Source organism: Flavobacterium eburneipallidum (assembly GCF_027111355.2).
Classification (GTDB): Bacteria; Bacteroidota; Bacteroidia; order Flavobacteriales; family Flavobacteriaceae; genus Flavobacterium; species Flavobacterium eburneipallidum.
Window position 1 is genome coordinate 765,986 of the sequence record NZ_CP114291.2, and the last position, 20,552, is coordinate 786,537.

12 protein-coding genes are annotated in these 20,552 nt (G+C 33.5%); 10 read left to right on the top strand and 2 right to left on the bottom strand.

What is annotated here, in order from left to right; genetic code table 11:
* The first annotated feature begins 118 nt into the window (after window positions 1-118).
* The 10 genes from thiL to OZP15_RS03320 all read left to right on the top strand — a co-directional run bounded on the left by thiL (window position 119) and on the right by OZP15_RS03320 (window position 14,369).
* Window positions 119-1,171, top strand: a complete 1,053-nt coding sequence (thiL, locus tag OZP15_RS03275; RefSeq protein WP_269227056.1) for a thiamine-phosphate kinase — start codon at window positions 119-121, stop codon at window positions 1,169-1,171.
* A gap of 308 nt (window positions 1,172-1,479) precedes the next feature.
* Window positions 1,480-1,974 carry a YceI family protein gene (locus OZP15_RS03280; protein WP_269227057.1) on the top strand — a complete coding sequence of 165 codons (495 nt, stop codon included), beginning with the start codon at window positions 1,480-1,482 and terminating at the stop codon, window positions 1,972-1,974.
* Window positions 1,975-2,078: 104 nt separating this feature from the next.
* Complete coding sequence (locus OZP15_RS03285) at window positions 2,079-2,675, top strand: TetR/AcrR family transcriptional regulator (RefSeq protein WP_281336993.1); 597 nt, start codon at window positions 2,079-2,081, stop codon at window positions 2,673-2,675.
* A gap of 3 nt (window positions 2,676-2,678) precedes the next feature.
* Window positions 2,679-4,016, top strand: a complete 1,338-nt coding sequence (locus OZP15_RS03290) for a TolC family protein (protein WP_281336994.1) — start codon at window positions 2,679-2,681, stop codon at window positions 4,014-4,016.
* 5 nt (window positions 4,017-4,021) lie between these two features.
* Complete coding sequence (locus OZP15_RS03295; protein WP_281336995.1) at window positions 4,022-5,086, top strand: efflux RND transporter periplasmic adaptor subunit; 1,065 nt, start codon at window positions 4,022-4,024, stop codon at window positions 5,084-5,086.
* A gap of 96 nt (window positions 5,087-5,182) precedes the next feature.
* Complete coding sequence (locus OZP15_RS03300) at window positions 5,183-8,359, top strand: efflux RND transporter permease subunit (RefSeq protein ID WP_281336996.1); 3,177 nt, start codon at window positions 5,183-5,185, stop codon at window positions 8,357-8,359.
* Window positions 8,360-8,651: 292 nt separating this feature from the next.
* A complete protein-coding gene (locus tag OZP15_RS03305; protein WP_281336997.1) occupies window positions 8,652-11,309 on the top strand; it encodes an nSTAND1 domain-containing NTPase in 2,658 nt (885 codons plus the stop codon).
* A 492-nt stretch (window positions 11,310-11,801) separates the two neighbouring features.
* Window positions 11,802-12,260, top strand: coding sequence for an SRPBCC family protein (locus OZP15_RS03310; protein ID WP_281336998.1), 459 nt, complete (start codon window positions 11,802-11,804; stop codon window positions 12,258-12,260).
* A gap of 71 nt (window positions 12,261-12,331) precedes the next feature.
* Complete coding sequence (locus tag OZP15_RS03315; RefSeq protein ID WP_281336999.1) at window positions 12,332-12,814, top strand: 2-dehydro-3-deoxyphosphooctonate aldolase; 483 nt, start codon at window positions 12,332-12,334, stop codon at window positions 12,812-12,814.
* 430 nt (window positions 12,815-13,244) lie between these two features.
* Complete coding sequence (locus tag OZP15_RS03320) at window positions 13,245-14,369, top strand: ATP-binding protein (protein WP_281337000.1); 1,125 nt, start codon at window positions 13,245-13,247, stop codon at window positions 14,367-14,369.
* Window positions 14,370-14,646: 277 nt separating this feature from the next.
* On the opposite strand, the gene OZP15_RS03325 is transcribed toward OZP15_RS03320, so the two are convergent.
* Both OZP15_RS03325 and dnaE read right to left on the bottom strand, forming a co-directional pair.
* Window positions 14,647-15,120 (bottom strand): hypothetical protein, encoded by a 474-nt coding sequence (locus OZP15_RS03325; RefSeq protein WP_281337001.1) that lies wholly within the window; start codon window positions 15,118-15,120, stop codon window positions 14,647-14,649.
* Window positions 15,121-15,420: 300 nt separating this feature from the next.
* Window positions 15,421-19,956: a DNA polymerase III subunit alpha gene (dnaE, locus tag OZP15_RS03330; RefSeq protein ID WP_281337002.1), complete on the bottom strand. Its 4,536-nt coding sequence runs from the start codon at window positions 19,954-19,956 to the stop codon at window positions 15,421-15,423.
* Window positions 19,957-20,552: the final 596 nt, after the last annotated feature.

The following is a 20,552-nucleotide window of genomic DNA, read 5'->3' on the forward strand; positions in this document are numbered from 1 at the left end:
TTTTTTTTGAATGGCATAAATTTAAGGATAAATAAAATGACAGAATCGAAACTGTTTTTTTATTTCTCAAAAAGCCTTCTGTTCTTTGTACCTTTGCAACTTTAAAATATAAATCACAATGATCGAAGATAAAACTCCACAAAGAACCAGTATTGCTCAATTAGGCGAATTTGGTTTGATAGACCACTTGACTAAAAACTTTGAAATCAATCAAACTTCCACATTAAAAGGAATTGGAGATGATGCAGCCGTTTTGGATTTCAAGGACAAAAAAACCGTTATTTCAACTGATTTATTGATTGAAGGCGTTCATTTTGATTTGGCTTATATGCCTTTGAGGCATTTGGGTTACAAAGCAGTTGTGGTCAATGTTTCTGACATTTGTGCGATGAATGCCAGAGCGACTCAAATCTTGGTTTCAATTGCGGTTTCTAATCGTTTTCCTTTGGAAGCTTTAGAAGAATTATTCGACGGAATTACGCTTGCTGCCAATGAATACAAAGTGGACGTAATCGGTGGCGATACCACTTCATCTCAAAAAGGAATGATTATCAGTATTACCGTTATTGGCGAAGCCGAAGAGAACGAAATTGTGTATAGAAACGGTGCTGGTCAGACTGATTTATTGGTGGTAACAGGCGATCTTGGTGCTGCTTATATGGGGTTGCAAGTTCTCGAAAGAGAGAAACAAGTATTTCAGGTAAACCCAAATTCGCAACCTGATTTAGATGCTTATACGTATTTAATCGAACGTCAATTGAAGCCAGAAGCTCGTAAAGACGTACGTACTTTATTGCACGCATTGGAAATAAAACCAACAGCAATGATTGATATTTCGGATGGATTGTCTTCTGAAATTATGCACATTTGCAAAAAATCCAAAGTGGGTTGTAATTTGTATGAAGACAAATTGCCATTGGATCCGCAATTTATGAATGTTTGCGAAGAATTCGACTTGGATGCCACAACGGTAGCCATTAACGGTGGCGAGGATTATGAATTGCTTTTCACTATCAAAATGGAAGATTTTGAGAAGATTAAAGGAAATCCAAACTTCACGATTATTGGTCACATGACCCAAGAAAGCGAAGGAATTCATTTGGTAACCCGAGCCAATACTCGAATTCCGCTAAAAGCTCGAGGCTGGAATGCTTTGAGCGAGGAAGAATAAATTTTAAATACAAAGCTTAAATAGTAAAAAACGACATTTTTAAAGTGTCGTTTTTTTTTTGCATAATGCTAAAAAATACCAATTATTTTTTATTGCATTCTAACACTTCACAGGAATCTGTTGTGTTTTCAACAGGAAAACCAGCAATTTAACAGACTTTATTAGCGAAAACCAATCAAATCATCGCAATTGGGGGAAATAATTTAAAAAATACTTTGGAAACTATTTTGGTATTCAAAGTTTCCGTTTTATATTTGCACCATAAATTTTAACACAAAAAGTCTTTTTAACATAAAATTCAACCAACTATGACAACAAAATGGGCTATTGATGCAAACCAATCGGATGTGTTAATCAAAGTAAAAGATGCTACAATTACGTATTTAGGTGGCGAAACCAATCAATTCAATGGTTTTGTGTCTATGGATGAAGATGAAGTTGAAGACGCATCGGTAGAATTTTTATTAGACAGTAACACATTTCCTTCTCAAAAAAGAGATTCAAAAAACAATCCTAAAAAGCCTTTGATTCGTTTCAAATCGACTTCGTTTCAAAAAATTAAAAATAACATCAATTTCTTGAAAGGTTATTTAACGATAAAAGATGTTACCAAAATGGTGGAATTGGATGCTGAATTTATTGGCATCAACAATTACAACGGAAGTCGTAAAGCTGCTTTTGAAATAAAAGGCGACATTAATAGAAATGACTTTGGATTGGATAAAAATTTCAATAATTCGAATGAAAAATTTGGATTAGGAAAAAATCTAAAACTAGTGGCTAATTTGGAGTTTTCAATCTAAAGAAGTTAAGTTATTGTAAACATCTTGGAAACCAATTTTTAGTTAAAATCTTCCAACTTACTTTTACATCAATAAAGGCGCTGAAGTTAATTCAGTAAAAAAAAATGAAAGAAAAAATTATAGCAAAAGCAGGCGAAATGTTTTTAAAACTTGGTTTTAAAAGTATTACTATGGATGACATCGCAGGCGAAATGTGTATTTCAAAAAAAACGATTTACAAATATTTTTGCAACAAAGAAATTCTAGTTGAAGAGAGTGTGCAATTGCTTCATAAAGAAGTGCATAAGCTAATAGAAGAAGCTATATCTAAAAACTTCAATGCTATTGCTGAAAATTTTGAAATCAGACGCATGTTTGCCGAGATGTTTAAATCTTCGGATACTTCTCCTATTTATCAATTAAAAAAGCATTATCCAGAAATATATCATAATGCTTTAAAATTTCAAATTGAAGAATGTGAATTTTGTTTTAGACAAAATATCGAAAAAGGAATTGAACAAAAACTATATCGAAGTGATTTGAATGTAGAGGTTTATGTTAAATTCTACTATTATTTGATTTTTAGTATCAACGAAAACACACCTTCAGAGGCGGAAGCTGAAACACTAGAATTTGAAGCTTTAGAATACCACACCCGAGCTATGGCTACAGCTGATGGAATAATCGAACTCGAAAAACAATTAAAAAACGTTAATATATAATCAATGAAAAAAATAATTCTAATACTATTGTGTTCTCTTGGTTGGACTACCAATGCACAAGTTAAAACCCTAACCTTGAAAGAAGCCATAACCTATGCGCTAGAAAACAAGGCCGATGCAAAAAAAGCAAAGTTAGATGTAGAAAATAGTGAATACCAAATTCAGGAAGTTCGCTCTAGAGCTTTGCCACAAATTACGGCTAATGGAAGCTTAAATTACAATCCTGTTTTGCAAACTACAGTAATTGATGGAGCTGCTTTTGGTACGCCAGGAACTACAATCCAAGCTGCTTTTGGACAAAAATGGAATTCAGTTGCAGGAGTTTCTTTAAATCAAGCTTTGTATGATCAATCGGTTTTTATTGGATTGAAAGCATCAAAGTCAACTAGAGAGTTTTACCAAATCAATGCGCAATTGACCGAAGAACAGCTTATAGAAAAAGTAGCTAATGCTTATTATCAGGTGTATGTTACTCGCCAAAACTTAAATGTTTTAGATAACAATTTAAAAAACACTACTAAAGTTAAGGATATTATCAAAGGGCAATTTGATAACGGTTTGGCAAAAAAAATTGATTTAGATCGAACTTTAGTTCGTGTTTCGAACATCAACACACAACGCCAGCAAACTATTAATGCTATAGCTCTTCAGGAGAATTCCTTAAAATTTTTGATGGGAATGCCTATAGAAACGACTATTTCAATTCCAGAAACTGAATTTGAAGTAACTCCAGAAGCACTTTCTGCCAAACCAGATACAACCACAAGATCAGAATATGCACTGCTAAAAAAGAACGAACAACTTTTAGAGTATCAAAAAAAATCAGTTCAAGCGGGCTATTATCCAACACTTTCTTTAACAGGAAGCTATAATTATATAGGACAAGGACCAGAAATGCCTTGGTTCAAAAAACCATCCGACGGAGTGTATTGGTCTGATTTTGCTTCAGTTGGTTTGAATTTGCAAGTTCCTATTTTCAGTGGATTTGGAACACGAGCCAAAGTTCGTCAAGCGGATAATAAATTAAAATCGATAAAAGTAGATTTAGAGGAAACGAAATTGGCTCTCGATTTAGAATTTGAAAATGCTAAAACTCAAATTGACAATAGCCTTATTTCCATCAATAATCAAAAGCAAAATGCACAATTGGCACAAGAAGTTTTGACTAATACCAATAATAATTACATTCAAGGATTGGCTTCTTTAACTGATTTGTTGGATGCTGAAAACGAATTGGTAGCCGCTCAAAACAATTACACCACTTCTTTACTACAATACAAATTAGCTGAAATAGCATTAATCAAATCCAAAGGACAACTTAAATCACTTATAAACAAATAACGAATATGAAAAAAATTATAACAACCGTACTAATAATTGTTGCCTCATTGGCAGTAATTGGATATATTTTGACGAGTAACAAAGCCGAGAACAAAGCGAAGACTGATATTGTTGCCGAAAAAAATGCAACAGTTTCTGTAAAAGTAGCTCCAGTAAAAACAGAAGAAATTGTGTTGGATTTCGTAGCAAACGGAAGCTTTGAACCTATCCAAGAATTGACTTTTTGTGCAGAAAAATCAGGAAAGGTAATCAGCGTTTTAGTAAAAGAAGGCGATTATGTAAGCGTAGGTCAAACATTAGCAACTGTAAGAGGCGATGTAATTGATGTAAATGCTCAAACGGCAAATGCAGTTTATCAAAATTCAAAATCAGATTATGCTCGTTATGAAAACGCATTCAAATCAGGTGGAGTGACCAAACAACAATTAGATCAAGCCAAATTAGCTTTGACTAATGCTGAAGCCAACTTAAAACAAGCCAGAATCAATGTAGGAGATACTCGAATCAAAGCACCAATCAAAGGTTTTATCAACAAAAGATACATCGAACCAGGATCTATTTTGACTGGAATGCCAGCTACTTCATTATTCGATATTGTGAATGTTTCTAAATTGAAATTGAATGTTACTGTTGACGAAAGTCAAGTAGCTAGCTTGAAAAAAGGAAATACAGTAAATGTTACTTCAAGCGTATTTCCTGATAAAACATTTTCTGGAAAAATCACTTTTGTTGCTGCTAAAGCGGATGCAACATTAAACTTTCCGGTAGAAATTGAAATCGCTAACAACTCGGACAATAGCCTAAAAGCGGGAATGTACGGAACGGCTAATTTTGGTTCGAAACAAAAGAAATTGTTGAAAGTAGTTCCAAGAAATGCTTTCGTAGGAAGTGTAAGTGCTAACGAAGTTTTTGTTGTAGAAAACGGAACTGCTAAATTGAAAAAAGTAACTGCTGGAAGAATTCTAGGCGATCAAGTAGAAATTGTTGACGGATTAGACGAAGGTGATACAGTAATTATTACAGGGCAAATTAACCTACAAAATGGTAATGCAGTAGAAATTATTAAATAAAAGTAATTAGTGACTAGTAATTAGTGATTAGTTATGAACTGTACTCAAGGCTAATCACCAGTCACTAATTACTTATCACTCTTTAAAACAAAATATATGAAATTAGCAGAAATATCCATAAAACGTCCCTCGTTAATCATTGTATTGTTTACAATATTAACCCTTGGTGGACTCTTCAGTTACAGCCAATTGGGCTATGAATTGATCCCGAAATTCGAACAAAACGTAATTACTATTTCGACTGTTTATCCTGGAGCTTCTCCGAGTGAGGTAGAAAATACAGTTACCAAAAAAATTGAAGATGCGATTGCATCCTTGGAAAATATCAAAAAAATTGATTCTAAATCCTACGAAAGTTTGTCTATCGTATCGATTTCATTGACATCCAATGCAAAAGTAGATTATTCGATGAATGATGCGCAACGAAAAATCAATGCCATTATTAGTGATTTACCAGATGATGCTAAAACACCCGCATTGACTAAATTCTCTTTGAGTGATTTGCCAATTATGACCATTGGTGCCAATGCCAAAATGGACGAAGCTACCTTTTATGACTTGATTGACAAAAAAGTAGCACCCGTTTTATCTCGTGTTCCTGGTGTGGCCGAAGTAAGGATAGTAGGTGGTCAGGAACGTGAAATTCAAGTCAATCTGGATGCTGTAAAAATGCAAGGTTACGGATTATCAATTCCGCAAGTGCAACAAACCATTTTGACTTCCAACTTGGATTTTCCAACAGGAAATATCCAAACGCGTGATCAAAAAATCTTGATTCGTTTGGCAGGAAAATACAAGAGTGTTGAAGAATTAAGAAATTTGGTAGTTTCTTCTCAAAACGGAATTCAAATTCGTTTGGGCGAAATTGCAGATGTTCAAGATGCTCAAAAAATTGCTGAAAAAATTTCGAGAGTAGATCAAAAAAGTGCTATTATCTTGCAAGTTGTTAAGCAGTCGGATGCCAATGCGGTTGCGGTAAGTGAAGAGTTGGTTAAAACCATCAACAACTTAAAAGTAGATTATGAAAAAAATGCTTTACAATTAGAAATTGCCAAAGACAGTACAGTTTATACGCTGGAAGCTGCGGATTCTGTAATCCACGATTTGTTGATTGCCGTAATTTTGGTGGCTTTTGTAATGTTGTTCTTCTTGCACAGTATTCGTAACTCTTTGATTGTAATGGTGTCGATTCCGGTATCGTTAATTGCGACTTTTATTGGGATTTATTTGATGGGTTACACCCTGAACTTAATGAGTTTATTGGGATTGTCGCTTGTGGTAGGTATCTTGGTTGATGATGCTATTGTGGTATTAGAAAACATTTACAGACACATGGAAATGGGCAAAAGTCGTGTTCGTGCCGCTTATGACGGAACTGCCGAAATTGGCGGAACCGTTACTTCTATTACATTAGTAATTGTGGTGGTATTTTTACCTATTGCGATGAGTTCAGGATTAGTGTCTAATATTATCACGCAGTTTTGTGTTACGGTAATTATCTCTACCTTATTTTCATTATTGGCTTCGTTTACGATTATTCCGTGGTTGTCTTCTCGTTTTGGAAAATTAGAACACATTGAAGGTAAAAACTGGTTCGGAAAATCGATTCTTGGATTCGAAAAAATATTAACTCGCTTTACCAACTGGGTTACTGGATTGTTAAACTGGTGTTTGGATCATTATATTAAAACCATTGTTGTTGTAGTGGTATTGTTTTTCGCTTCTACAGTAGGTTTGATGGCAGGAGGTTTTATCGGAGGAGAATTCTTTGCGGCATCAGATAGTGGAGAGTTTTTAGTGCAAATCGAAATGCCAAAAGACGCTTCGTTAGAACAAACCAACTTTATGACTCAAAAAGCCGAAGCGTATTTGAAAGGACAAGAGTATGTAGAAAGTCAAATTACGACCATTGGTCAAACCAGTGAAGGATTTGGCGCATCGCAAGCTACGGCTTACAAAGCCGAGATTGATGTAAAGATGATTGAACAATCCGAACGTTCGGACGACGCTTCTGTTTATGCAGCCAAAATCAAACGTAAATTAGAAAAAGTATTGGTGGGAGCCAAAATCAAAACAGTTCCAGTAGGTATTTTAGGAACTGCCGAGGATGCTACTCTTGGATTAATTGTTACAGGACCATCAACAGAGGAAGCAATGAAATTTGCCAAATTAGCCGAAGCCGAATTGCGTACTATTCCAGGAACTACCGAAATCCGATTGAGTGTCGAGGACGGAAATCCTGAAGTAAACGTGCAGGTAGATAGAGATAAAATGGCAGCATTAGGATTAAGCCTTCAAACGGTGGGTATGACTATGCAAACGGCTTATAGCGGTAATACTGACGGAAAGTTCAGAGCAGGTGAATACGAGTACGACATCAATATCAAATACAATGCTTTTGACAGAAAAAGTATTGCCGATGTTAGTAATTTGATTTTCATAAACAATGCTGGACAACAAATTAAATTAGCACAATTTGCTACTATTTCTGAAGGTTCTGGGCCTAGCCAATTAGAGCGTAGAGACAAAACGGCTTCGGTAACGGTTAAAGGACAAAACGTTGGGGTTGCCTCTGGAACCATTGTAGCGCTATGGCAAGAGAAATTAGACAAACTAAAAAAACCTGCAGGAGTCAATTACATTTGGGGTGGTGACCAAGAAAATCAAAGCGAGGGTTTTGGTACTTTGGGAATTGCATTATTAGCCGCTATTATCTTGGTTTACCTGGTAATGGTTGGATTGTATGATAGTTTTGTTCACCCGTTTGTGGTATTGTTTGCCATTCCGCTTTCGTTTATTGGAGCGATGATGGCTTTGGCTTTGACTAATAACACCTTGAATATATTTACCATTTTGGGAATCATTATGTTGATTGGTCTTGTGTGTAAAAATGCGATTATGTTAGTGGATTATACCAACCAACGAAGAGCAGCTGGCGAATCGATCAGAACGGCGTTAATTCAAGCGAATCACGCTCGTTTGCGTCCGATTTTGATGACGACAATTGCCATGGTATTTGGTATGTTCCCAATAGCATTGGCATCAGGAGCTGGAGCCGAATGGAAAAATGGTTTGGCTTGGGTAATTATTGGTGGATTAATTTCTTCTTTATTCTTAACCCTGATTATCGTTCCTGTGATTTATGAAATCATGGAAAAAATAATCGCTAAATTCTCTAAAGGCGAAAAAGTAGATTACGAAGCCGAAATGGTTGCCGATTATGAACACACCGAATTAAGCGAAGACGGTTTCAACCCGAAACATACGGTTTAATTTCTGAATTTTAATATTTTAAAAAAACCACCTGAAATTTGATTTTGGGTGGTTTTTTGTTTTTTGTAAGAATGGAATGATTATATTAGCGGAGAATATAAAGTGAAATAAACCTTCGCCAATCTACCTAATTTTGGGCGGATTGTCGCTACTTTGTAGCGAGTATATATAAGTTTGGCAAAAGAAAAAAAGGCCAAATTTAGATAATACTTAGGCCTTTTTTCCCTTCGCCAAGCGGACTGACGTTGGTGGCAATTGTAAGAAAAATATCCGGTAAACAAAATCCTTGTAAATGAAAACAGAAATTAAAATCATACTTGAGGAAGGCTCTTCAAATAAAGCTAAAGGAAATTGTTTTGAAACGCTTATTAGAAATTTACTTGCAATTCATCAATATGATATTAGAGGAAATATAAACTTTTCAGGAATGGAAATTGACTTAATTGCTAATCATAAACATAAAGACGAAATTCTTTATGTAGAATGTAAAGCAAAAGAAAAAGTTAGTTCAGATGAATTAAGTAAATTCTGTTTTAACGTTGAATTTCAAGAAGCTGATTATGGATATTTTTTTAGAACACAAGAATTAGAATATCAAGCTGGTGCTCTATTAAGTGAAATCAGAAAAAAAGCTAAATATAAAAATTTAACTTTTTTTGAACCCTCTGATATAATTCAAATGCTCTCCGATGCTAATAAAATTTTCGAACCAATTTCAAAGTTAAATTCATTTACAATTTCTAAAAAAATACTAGCAGTTACTCATTTTGGTGATTTTTTAATTTATTTAGTAGATGAAGCAAATTTATTTCCAACAAAATTTATTGTTGTTAATGCTAATAATAATTCGTTAGAAGTAAAAAAAGAAACTGTAGAATTAATCGTAAAGCGAATAGATGAGTTAAGTAAGTTAGAAGCAATAACAAATTTTATTGAACCTATAAAAAAAAATGAATTAATAAAAAAAGAGGTTGTTGTTGAAACTATATCAGAAGTTCAAGAAAGTGAATATTGGTATGATTATTTACCTGCTTCTTCTACAAAAAATCATTTTGTTGGGAGAGATTTTATTAGAACACAAATTTTAGATTTTTTCAAAGAAGTTCAAACTGACAAAACACATAAGAGAATCTTTTACTTAAATGGAAAATCAGGTTGGGGAAAAAGTTCTTTATTACTTGAAATTAAATCACGTTGCGAAAATAAATATTATAAAAATAAATTTTTCACACTTGCCATCGACACAAGAAGTGCATTGTCTGATAATTTTGTTGCTTTATCATTTGAAAAGCTTATCAATAAAGCAATAGAAAAAAAATTTATTAAAAAGACTATTTTCAGCAAGCAAGTCAAATTTACTTCAAATTTAGATTTACTATCGTCAGAATCAATAGAAGATTTATTTCAATCACTAAAAGCTGAAAATAAATATCTAGTACTTATTTTTGACCAATTTGAAGACGTTTTTAGAAAGCAAGATTTATTTAAATCCTTTTACAAGTTCTTAAGTGATGTCACAGATAAAAAACCAAATTTAATCGTTGGTTTTTCTTGGAAATCTGAATTTTTCATACCAAATGATGACCCAGCATATTATTATTGGCAACAAGCTAAAGAACAATCAAGAGAATTTATAATTGGAGATTTTGGTGAAAAGGAAATTGATGGTATAATTAAACAATTAGAACAATCCATAGGAAAACTTGATAAAGATATAAAAAACAGGATTAAAGAAAGCTCACAAGGTTTACCTTGGCTTACTAAAAAATTATGTATTCATATTTTTGAGCAAATTCAAGGAGGACTAAAAAAAGATAAACTTATTGAATCAAATCTTAATATTATAGATTTATTTGAAAAGGATAAAGAAAGAATAGAACCTGAAGAATTGAATGGTTTAAAATTAATTGCTCAAAAAGCATATGAAGGAGCATTTTTTGAAATTTCTGAAGTTGGAGAATCAATTGAAAGCAAAATAATAGATTCATTGTTAAATAAGCGTTTAATAATTAAATCAGGTGCTAATTATAATATTTATTGGGACATATTTAGAGATTATTTAGTTACAAACATTATTCCTACTATTGGTGAAAGTTATTTGATAAGACAACGTGTAACATTATGTTTAGAAGTTTTTTTACTTTTCAAAGATTCCGCAGAACCACAAACTATTGAAACAATTCTAAAAAAACATATAAAAAGTATAGGAAAAACGAGTCTTGAAAATATTTTAATAGAATTAAGAAATTTTGGTCTAATTAAAAAAAATGATGATTTTTATAGTGTTGCAAAAAAAGAAATAGAAATCACAGAAAATGGTTTTATTACATTCATTACAAATAAATTCCAAAATTACACACCTTATTTAGAATTAAAGAAAATGAATTTAAACTCAATCACTAAAGATGATATAACAACAGTTTTAAAATCAATTTTCAAACAAGATTTTAAAGACAAAACCTGGGAAGCTTATTCATTAAATCTGATTAGTTGGTTTTTACAATCTAAATTAGATATTAAACCAAAAATTAAGGAACCACAAAAAGGACGAAGTACAAAAACACAACTATCTTTAAAATCCGATAATGTAATTCCTAGAAGTTCGTTAAAAGAAATTTCAAATGTTATAAAATTAATGAAAGAAGCAGATTATTCCATTAATAGTAAATATTATAGAGATTTACTGTTACTTAATATAATTGACGAAAGCAAAAATATTACCGCTATTGGTTCTCAAATTATTGAATTAAAGGATGAAAATTTAAAAATCTCGCTTATAAAACAATTAAATAAGAACAAAAAAATAATTGAATTACAAAAGATTTTGAAATTAAAACCAAAAATACAAGCTAAAGAATTAGTAAAAAATTTACCAACTGATTTTTTTGACGGTAAAGCAGAAAGTTCAAAAATTATTTACGCATCAGTAGCCTTATCTTGGGTTAAATAGAAACAACAGCCACCAACAGTTAGAGTTTCGTTGCGTGCGCAGCACGAACAATGAAACTCCTGTTGAACGGAACCGATTACACGTCCGTCAACCTATGTACTTATCGTAAAAGTTTTAGAGAGAATAGCAAGAGGATTTATATTCCTCTTTTTTTTTTTTTTTGAGTAATTTCTAGAGGTTTTATCGTGTTTTCCATCACTTTTGGGCATACTATCCCTTACCCCAGCTCCTCGAAGAGTTCCCTAAAAGATAAATATTCATAAAGCTACGGTTGTGCTGGGCGAATGTCTCCGACTTCGCCCGCTAAACCTCTTTTGGAAACACTACTGGTTTTGGCTTAATATAAAGCTGGTTTTGTATTTTGGATGATTTGGCAAATTCGAAAATAGTACTTAATTTAGTTTCAAACCTTTGTACTAGCGAATGTTATCTAGAACAACGTTGCTATTACAAATAATAACAACTTGAAAAATTAACCAAAAAGCTACTATTATGAAAAAGTTACAATTCAAAGTCAGTATAGATGCAACTGCAAATAAGATCTATGATTTTATGCTGGGCATTAGCAATAAATCCACTTATGAGCAATGGACAGCTTTGTTTAATCCTACATCTACATTTGAGGGAAGTTGGGACAAGGGAAATAAAATCCTATTTATTGGAGTAGATGAGAAAGGAGAAAAAGGAGGTATGGTTTCCAGAATAGTGGATAACATTCCCAATCAATTTGTTTCTATTCAACATTATGGGCTTTTTAAAGCGGATAAGGAAATAACAGAAGGCCCCGAAGTAGAAAAATGGGCAAACGGATTTGAAAACTATACTTTCGAAGAAAACAATGGTACCACCACCGTTACTGTTGATTTAGATACCACCCAAGATTTTGTAGATTACATGAACCAGTCCTACCCAAAAGCACTCGACAAATTGAAAGAAATTTGTGAAAAATGAGTTTGATTTAGTGCCAAAACCACTATAATAGCAGATGTCGATTATTACAATTAAAACATTATAAATTGCACATGAAAAAAATAATTCCACTTATCGTATTTGTAATTTTATCCTGTTCCTCTCCAAAAACTATTGTTGCAGGTAATGATGTTGCTGACACCGATAAAGGTGTAGGTGATACCAGAACAAAACAGGTTGAAATGCTAGATAATAATACGTATTTGTTAACGGAAACTAGTGATGATAAAACTTACGGATATGACAAATCCAATCCTATAAAAGTAGGAGGAGTACACGATAACACTGGTCCTTTGAACGAACGAAGATTTTTAAATGCACTTTTTGGGCCCAACGATAGAAAGATGATGTATTTCAGAGCGGGTAGTTGTTGTCCATTTAAAACTCCCAATGGGTTTATTAACAATTCTGGAATGCTTGATCGTTATAGACTAACCGAAATTGGGAGTAAAGACACTTTAGATATCTATATCAATATGTACGATACTGGCGATTTAAAAATCCCTTTTGGTTTGAGAGCTAAAGAAAAGAAATAATTAACAGTAACCCGTTGGATGTAATTCAAAATTTTTGATTTTTAAACACATAGAAACATAGATTTTGTAAATTTTGAAAGGCGTTTCACTTTATTAAAGAAAAACATAGCTATGTGAACCCAAGACCCGAGCGATAGCGAATAGGCGAAGCAATTGGGCTATAAAACTCTTTTTTTCTATGATTCTATGTGTTTAAATTTTATATCTTTTTGAAATTCTTTTATTTTTAATAATTACACCCAACGGGTTAATAGTAATTAATTTCTATAAAAACATAATTATTTTGGAATTAATTCCAATAAAAACATAATTATTTTGGAATTAATTCCAATAAAAACATAATTATTTTGGAATTTAATCCAATAAAAACATAATTATTTTGGAATTAAAATTCAATTAAACTACTTTTGTTCTTCAATATCAATTCGTTATGGTAAGAAGAGAACAAACCCATTATGCCAAAGCAAGATTATTCAAAGGAAAAGCACTTTTGGTTTTTGGACCAAGGCAGGTGGGGAAAACTACTTTTGTACAAAACCTAATTGCCGACTTAAATAAAAAAACACTTTTCCTGAACGGAGACGAGTCGGATGTGTTGGTTTTATTCGAAAGTCCAAACGTTACGAAACTGAAGAACATCATTGGCGACAATGAAATTCTAGTGATTGACGAAGCACAGCGCATCACCAACATTGGCATTGTACTCAAAATCATTGTAGATCAAATTAAATCGGTGCAAGTTATTGCTACTGGTTCGTCAAGTTTTGAATTGGCAAATAAACTCAACGAACCTTTGACAGGAAGAAAATACGAAATGTTTTTGTATCCTCTTGCCTTTTCAGAAATGGTAAACCATAACGGATTACTAGAAGAAAAAAGAGCTTTGGAACAACGCCTTATCTTCGGCAATTATCCTGAAATAATTACGAATCCGATAGATGCGAAAGAGCACATCAAATTGATTGCCAACAGTTATTTATACAAGGATTTATTTCTGCTGGATCAAATTTCGAAACCTGTTTTACTTCAAAAAATCGTCAAAGCATTAGCCTTGCAAATAGGAAGCGAAGTCAATTATAACGAATTGAGCAAATTGATTCAAATAGACAATAAAACGGTTGAAAAATATATTGATTTGCTCGAAAAAGCTTTTGTGATTTTTAAACTTCCTGCGTTGTCTAACAATGTTCGAAATGAAATCAAAAAAGGCAAAAAAATCTATTTTTATGACAACGGAATTATCAATGCGGTAACTGGAAATTTCAATCCTTTGACTCAAAGAACGGATATTGGTAGTTTGTGGGAGAATTATATCATAAGCGAGCGCATCAAATATTTGAATATTCAGCAGCAGGAAAGTGAGTTTTATTTTTGGAGAACCACACAGCAACAAGAAATAGATTATATAGAGAAAAATGAAGACCAGATTTTGGCCTGTGAAATAAAATGGAACGCTAAATCGAAGTATAAAATTCCTGTCACTTTTTCGACAAATTATGCCAATGTAACCTCCCAAATAGTTTCGCCCGAAAATTATGAGGAGTTTTTGTTGTAATCTTTTATGGGTTTAATTCAACCAAAAAACTATTCGGAATCTTGACTTTTAGACTCAATCTTAACGAAATTTAAAACTTTGGTAAAGGCTCTCAATTAACAAATGTGTTAAATATTTTGTATTTTTAGGGTGTTTTATCTCGTTTATATCTATATTTGCAAAGGCAATTTTGATATAGCACAATCTGCACTCGCAGAGGTTACCAGTATTGGTACGGCTAATCAAAGATTGCTTTTTTTGTTTATATAACCATCAGTTTTAAATTCGCTTGCTTTTTCTATCTCGAATTTATTTTTTTTAGGATGGTATAATTACTGTTTTTACTTCCAAATTTTTCAAAATCGTATAAATCAATTATCAAATTCATTTTCTCTACCAAAGCATTGTAAAACCTGCTTTCTTGGAGAAGAATATAGCGTTGTAAAGCCCACATCAAATAATCAATAATACTTAACTCCGGTGTAATATCGCTTGGAATTGTTCTACAGTCATAATGAATTGCTATTGGTTTTTTCCTTTTTTTATTGTCTCTTTCAATTGCTTTTTCGATAGCTTCCTTTAATTTTTCTCCTGAATTACCAGCTCTGGTTGATAATAAAATTTGATAAAAAACGTCTTCTCTGTTTAATCTATCCTTTAACAAATGATAGACCATATCAAAATAAAATTCACTTTCAGATTTATTATGCTTTTTGTGAAATAAATCCAAACGTTTTCTTCCAATAACAATATAAGATTTAAAATTTTCCATTTTTCTGATTAGCTCAATAAATTTTGTTCTAATTTCTGGTTGATCATTTCTAGCGTGAAAATACCAACCTTTAGGATTTGAAACACATTTTAAAGAGTTGTATAATGTGTCATTTTTAATGTCTTCTTGAAGACTTTTAATAGAATTGTATATTTCTTTTTTGTCTTCTAAAACTATCAATCCTAGTAACAATAACGGTTGAAAGCCATCTGTTCCAACAAGTAGTTTGTTTTTTTGGCATAAAAAGAAGCATCACCGCTTTCGTCAATAAACAAATACACTTTCTTTTTATCCTCCATATCAATTCAACTTAAAATTCACTTGCATTTTCTCCAATTCTACTAACAATTCATTCGAAATCTTGATTTTTAGTTTTCGGCTGGGCATGGATAAAAAGGTAATGATTTTGGTTTCTTCTACGATTTCTTTTTCCATAATTACTACCGTGTTTTCGGTTTCTAGGGTAGTGTCGTCATCATCAAGTATCATTTCATTTTCATCTACTTCAACGGCAATTGGTGCTGCATCAACCTTTTTTTGGATAGTTTCCAGTTCCATTACTTCAAAAGTAACTTGGTGATCACCGCTGTTTTCTTGAAAAATGGTTTTCAATCTATGGATTAAATCTGTCTGTAAATCTTTAATATTTAGTGGAATAATTAATTTTTTAGCAAAAATGCCTAGTATGTCTTGTAATTGTTTTGCATCAACAAATTGAATTCTTGGATCCGACTTTTTTCCTGTTTCTCTATTAACCCAACCTTCTTTAACGAGTATTTTAAAATAAACAAAATTGTTAGGTAATAAGTAGCGATGAAAATTCAAATAATCCTCATTGAAAATTTTAAACTCATAGCTTTCATCATAGCCTTCTAAATTGAAACTAGCCCATTCTTTGCCGTTCTTTGCCGTTCTTCTTTGAACATTAGATACAATCCCGCCAAAATGTAAATTTTTGCCAATATGCAAATCTAAATTTTTAAGTGATTCTAGTTTAGAACTACAAAAATATTTCATTTCAAACCTAAAATCATCCAGTGGATGGCCAGAAATATAAATACCGACTACTTCTTTTTCTTTTGCCAATTTTTCCATCGTGCTCCAGTCTTCGCAAGGTGGTACAACGGGTTCGGCAATTTGAACATCGCTGCTTTCTCCAAACAAGCTCACCTGCGATGAATTTTCGTTTTCCTGATATTTCGCTCCATAGCGAATGGCTTTTTCATAGAACGTAATTCCATCACCATCATCATGAAAGTATTGTGCTCGTGTTGTTCCAATAAAGGAATCAAAACCGCCTGCTAAAGCCAGATTTTCGAATGCTTTTTTGTTGGCTGCACGCAAATCAATACGCTTTGCCAAATCAAAAATTGATTTATATTTTCCGTCTTTTCTATTAGCTACAATAGTTTCTACAGCACCTTGGCCAACACCTTTTATCGCACCCATTCCGAAACGAACGGCATATTCGTCGTTTACCGTAAATTTATAAAACGACTCATTTACATCAGGACCTAAAACTTTTAATCCCATGCGTTTGCATTCTTCCATGAAAAAAGAAACTTGCTTGATATCGCTCATATTGTTCGAAAGTACCGCAGCCATATATTCGGCTGGGTAATGTGCTTTCAAATAGGCTGTTTGATAAGCAATCCAAGCATAGCAAGTTGAGTGTGATTTGTTGAAGGCGTAACTGGCAAAAGCTTCCCAGTCTTTCCAAATTTTTTCTAAAACGGTAGCGTCATGTCCTTTGGCAGAAGCTTGTTCTACGAATTTAGGTTTCATTTTAGCCAGAACATCTATTAATTTTTTACCCATCGCTTTACGCAAAACGTCGGCTTCACCTTTAGTAAAACCAGCCAAAGATTGCGACAAAAGCATCACCTGTTCCTGATAAACCGTAATTCCGTAGGTTTCTGCAAGGTATTCTTCGCAAGCATCCAAATCATAGACGATAGGTTCTTCGCCATTTTTTCTTCGAACGAAAGACGGAATATATTCCAATGGTCCTGGTCGGTACAAAGCATTCATAGCAATCAAATCCCCAAAAACTGTCGGTTTCAAGTCCTTCATGTACTTTTGCATTCCGGGTGACTCGTATTGGAAGATTCCAACTGTTTCTCCTCTTTGGAACAGTTCATACGTTTTTATATCATCAATCGGGAAAGTGTCGGGATCGAGTTGAATTCCAGTTCTATATTTGACCAGTTTAACAGTATCTTTTATTAAAGTCAGAGTCTTTAAACCCAAGAAGTCCATTTTCAACAATCCAGCACTTTCGGCAACCGAGTTGTCAAATTGGGTTACATATAAATCCGAATCTTTGGCAGTGGTTACAGGAACGAAATTCGTAATATCCGAAGGCGTGATAATCACTCCACAGGCGTGAATTCCCGTATTTCGCATCGAACCTTCCAAAATTTTTGCTTGCTGAATCGTTTCTCCGGCTAAATCATCGCCACTGGCAATAGCAATTAGTTCTTTGACACTTTCGAATTCATCTGAACGCAAGGCTTTTTTGACATCCTCTTCTTTTTCCGAAATAAAACGTGCCAAATTCCATTTGGAAGGCATCATTCCCGGAATCAGTTTGGCAATTCTGTCGGCTTCAAATAGCGGTAAATCCAATACACGAGCCGTATCTCGAATGGCTGATTTGGTTGCCATTTTACCATAAGTAATAATCTGTGCTACCTGATTTTTTCCGTATTTATTAATTACATAATCCATTACTCGACCACGACCTTCATCATCAAAATCGATATCAATATCGGGCATGGACACACGATCGGGATTCAGGAAACGCTCAAAAAGCAAGTCGTATTTAATGGGGTCGATATTGGTAATTCCCAAACAATACGCCACCGCAGAACCCGCAGCCGAACCACGACCTGGTCCAACAGAAACGTCCATATTTCTAGCCTCGGCAATGAAATCCTGAACAATCAAAAAGTAACCCGGATAACCCGAATTGGAAATCGTCAATAATTCAAAATCCAATCGTTCCTGAATTTCGGGTGTAATATCGCCATATCTTTTTTTGGCACCTTCCATCGTTAGGTGTCGCAGGTATTTATTTTCACCACGAACTCCACCATCGGCTTCATCTTCCACAACAAAAAACTCGGATGGAATATCAAATTTTGGAAGTAAAACATCTCTGTAAAGCGAGTATATTTCAACCTTATCTACAATTTCTTGAATATTGGAAATAGCCTCTGGTAAATCGGCGAAGAGTTTTTTCATCTCCTCTTCCGACTTGTAATAATACTCCTGATTGGGTAAACCATAACGGTAGCCACGACCACGACCGATAGGAGTCGCCTGCTTTTCACCATCTTTTACACACAATAAAATATCATGAGCATTAGCATCTTGTTTGTTTAGATAATAAGTATTGTTGGTCGCAATTAATTTGACATTGTGCTTTTTAGAAAATCCAATCAAGGTTTGATTTACCCTGTTTTCGTCTTCCTGATTGTGGCGCATAATTTCCAGATAAAAATCGGTGCCAAATTGTGCTTTCCACCAAACCAAGGATTCTTCTGCTTGATTTTCGCCTAAATTCAGGATTTTACTCGGAATTTCTCCGTATAAATTCCCAGACAAAACCATAATGTCTTCCTTGTATTTTTCGACAATGTTTCGGTCAATTCTAGGCACATAATAAAAACCATCCGTGTAGGCAATAGAAGCCATTTTGGCTAAATTATGATAACCCTTTTTGTTTTTGGCTAACAAAACTACTTGATAGCCATTGTCTTTTTTGGTCTTATCCAAATGATTGTCGCAAATATTGAATTCGCAACCTACTATGGGTTTAATTTCGGTTTCGGTGGGTTCTTCACCACTTTCGACCAAGGCTTTGTTTTTGGTGGAAGCTGATTTGTTGTGGTTCATTACTGCACTCACAAAATGAAAAGCGCCCATCATATTCCCCGTGTCGGTCATTGCCACAGCGGGAAATTTATTTTTGGCTGTTGCCGAAACTAAACCTCCAATAGCAATAGTGGATTGTAAAACTGAAAATTGAGTATGATTGTGCAAATGCGCAAATCGAGCATCAGATAATAATTCAACATTATTGGAAAGCTCTTGTTTGGAAATTACTGTCGATTGTTTCTCTCCAAACTGCTGACGTATTTTATCCGAGGCTTCTTTTAGGTTAATGTGCCTTAAACCTATTAACTGTATTTCACGGGGATTTTTATTTTTAAACTCTTCAAAATAATCCTTTGGAACATCCAGCTCTTCTTTTGTAAAAACTTCTCTTCGAATTAATTCTAAAAAACAACGCGTAGTTGCCTCAACGTCGGCAGTTGCGTTGTGCGCTTCCGCAAAAGGAACGTTGAATAAATAACTGTGCAATTCGGTCAAAGTAGGCAGTTTGAACTTACCACCACGACCTCCAGGTAATTTTAATAGAGAAGCAGTAACCTCGGTACAAGTATCCAAAACAGGCATAGTACTCATCGGAGAATCCACACCCATACGATGAAATTCTGCGCCCATAATGTTTACATCAAAACCTAAATTCTGACCTACAATAAATTTGGTTTTCGATAAAGCAATATTGAATTTTTCTAAAACTTCCGCTAAAGGAATTCCATCGTGTTCGGCCAATTCGGTCGAAATTCCATGAATTCGTTCTGCATCATACGGAATATTAAAGCCATCTGGTTTGACCAAATAATCCTGATGTTCTATGAGTTTTCCCATCTCGTCATGCAGCTGCCAGGCGATTTGTATGCAGCGAGGCCAGTTGTCAGAATCAGTAATAGGAGCATCCCAACGTTTTGGCAAACCTGTGGTTTCGGTATCGAATATTAAGTACATAGTTGAATTTTAATGTATTGCAACTACAGAAAACTATAGGTAGCAATTTTCAAATTTAGTTTTTTTTGGAGTAGAAACATAATTCAAGTTATCAACAAAAATGATTTTAAACTGAAAAAAATAATGGTTGTCTCAAATCATTTTTAAGTGAATTTTCTCTGCAAAATTCAAAAAAAAAATCAAAAATCTATTTTTTGGATGTCGTAGTATTTTGTCAAAAAAAAAGCATTAGAAATAGTCTAAATAATTTTATTTGAAGGAGTAAAAAAACAAAATAGTAGCATGAGTTAAAAATAAATAAAAGCAATAATTATTGTTAATTATTGCTTTTTTGGCTTGTTTTTTTGTGGTTTTTGGTTCAAAAACAGTTGGTTTAGACCAAAATCGTGATGATTTTTCAAAAAAACAAAACCATTTCTGCTAAATTGAAAACCCAATTAAAAAGAGAATTAAAGTTAAAATTAAAAGACAATGTTTTATCACTATTAACTATCAGAACTAGTTAGCTGTTGTAAAAACAACTTTGGGTATCGTATATATGTAGAATAGTAAAATTGATAACTTTATTTCTTTTTATAAATTTGCACCCATTGTTA

Excerpts from the sequence above, each read along its gene's own strand:
- thiL (WP_269227056.1), top strand. The coding sequence starts at position 119 with ATGATCGAAGATAAAACTCCACAAAGAACCAGTATTGCTCAATTAGGC.
- OZP15_RS03280 (WP_269227057.1), top strand. The coding sequence starts at position 1,480 with ATGACAACAAAATGGGCTATTGATGCAAACCAATCGGATGTGTTAATC.
- OZP15_RS03285 (WP_281336993.1), top strand. The coding sequence starts at position 2,079 with ATGAAAGAAAAAATTATAGCAAAAGCAGGCGAAATGTTTTTAAAACTT.
- OZP15_RS03290 (WP_281336994.1), top strand. The coding sequence starts at position 2,679 with ATGAAAAAAATAATTCTAATACTATTGTGTTCTCTTGGTTGGACTACC.
- OZP15_RS03295 (WP_281336995.1), top strand. The coding sequence starts at position 4,022 with ATGAAAAAAATTATAACAACCGTACTAATAATTGTTGCCTCATTGGCA.
- OZP15_RS03300 (WP_281336996.1), top strand. The coding sequence starts at position 5,183 with ATGAAATTAGCAGAAATATCCATAAAACGTCCCTCGTTAATCATTGTA.
- OZP15_RS03305 (WP_281336997.1), top strand. The coding sequence starts at position 8,652 with ATGAAAACAGAAATTAAAATCATACTTGAGGAAGGCTCTTCAAATAAA.
- OZP15_RS03310 (WP_281336998.1), top strand. The coding sequence starts at position 11,802 with ATGAAAAAGTTACAATTCAAAGTCAGTATAGATGCAACTGCAAATAAG.
- OZP15_RS03315 (WP_281336999.1), top strand. The coding sequence starts at position 12,332 with ATGAAAAAAATAATTCCACTTATCGTATTTGTAATTTTATCCTGTTCC.
- OZP15_RS03320 (WP_281337000.1), top strand. The coding sequence starts at position 13,245 with ATGGTAAGAAGAGAACAAACCCATTATGCCAAAGCAAGATTATTCAAA.
- OZP15_RS03325 (WP_281337001.1), bottom strand. The coding sequence starts at position 15,120 with ATGGAAAATTTTAAATCTTATATTGTTATTGGAAGAAAACGTTTGGAT.
- dnaE (WP_281337002.1), bottom strand. The coding sequence starts at position 19,956 with ATGTACTTAATATTCGATACCGAAACCACAGGTTTGCCAAAACGTTGG.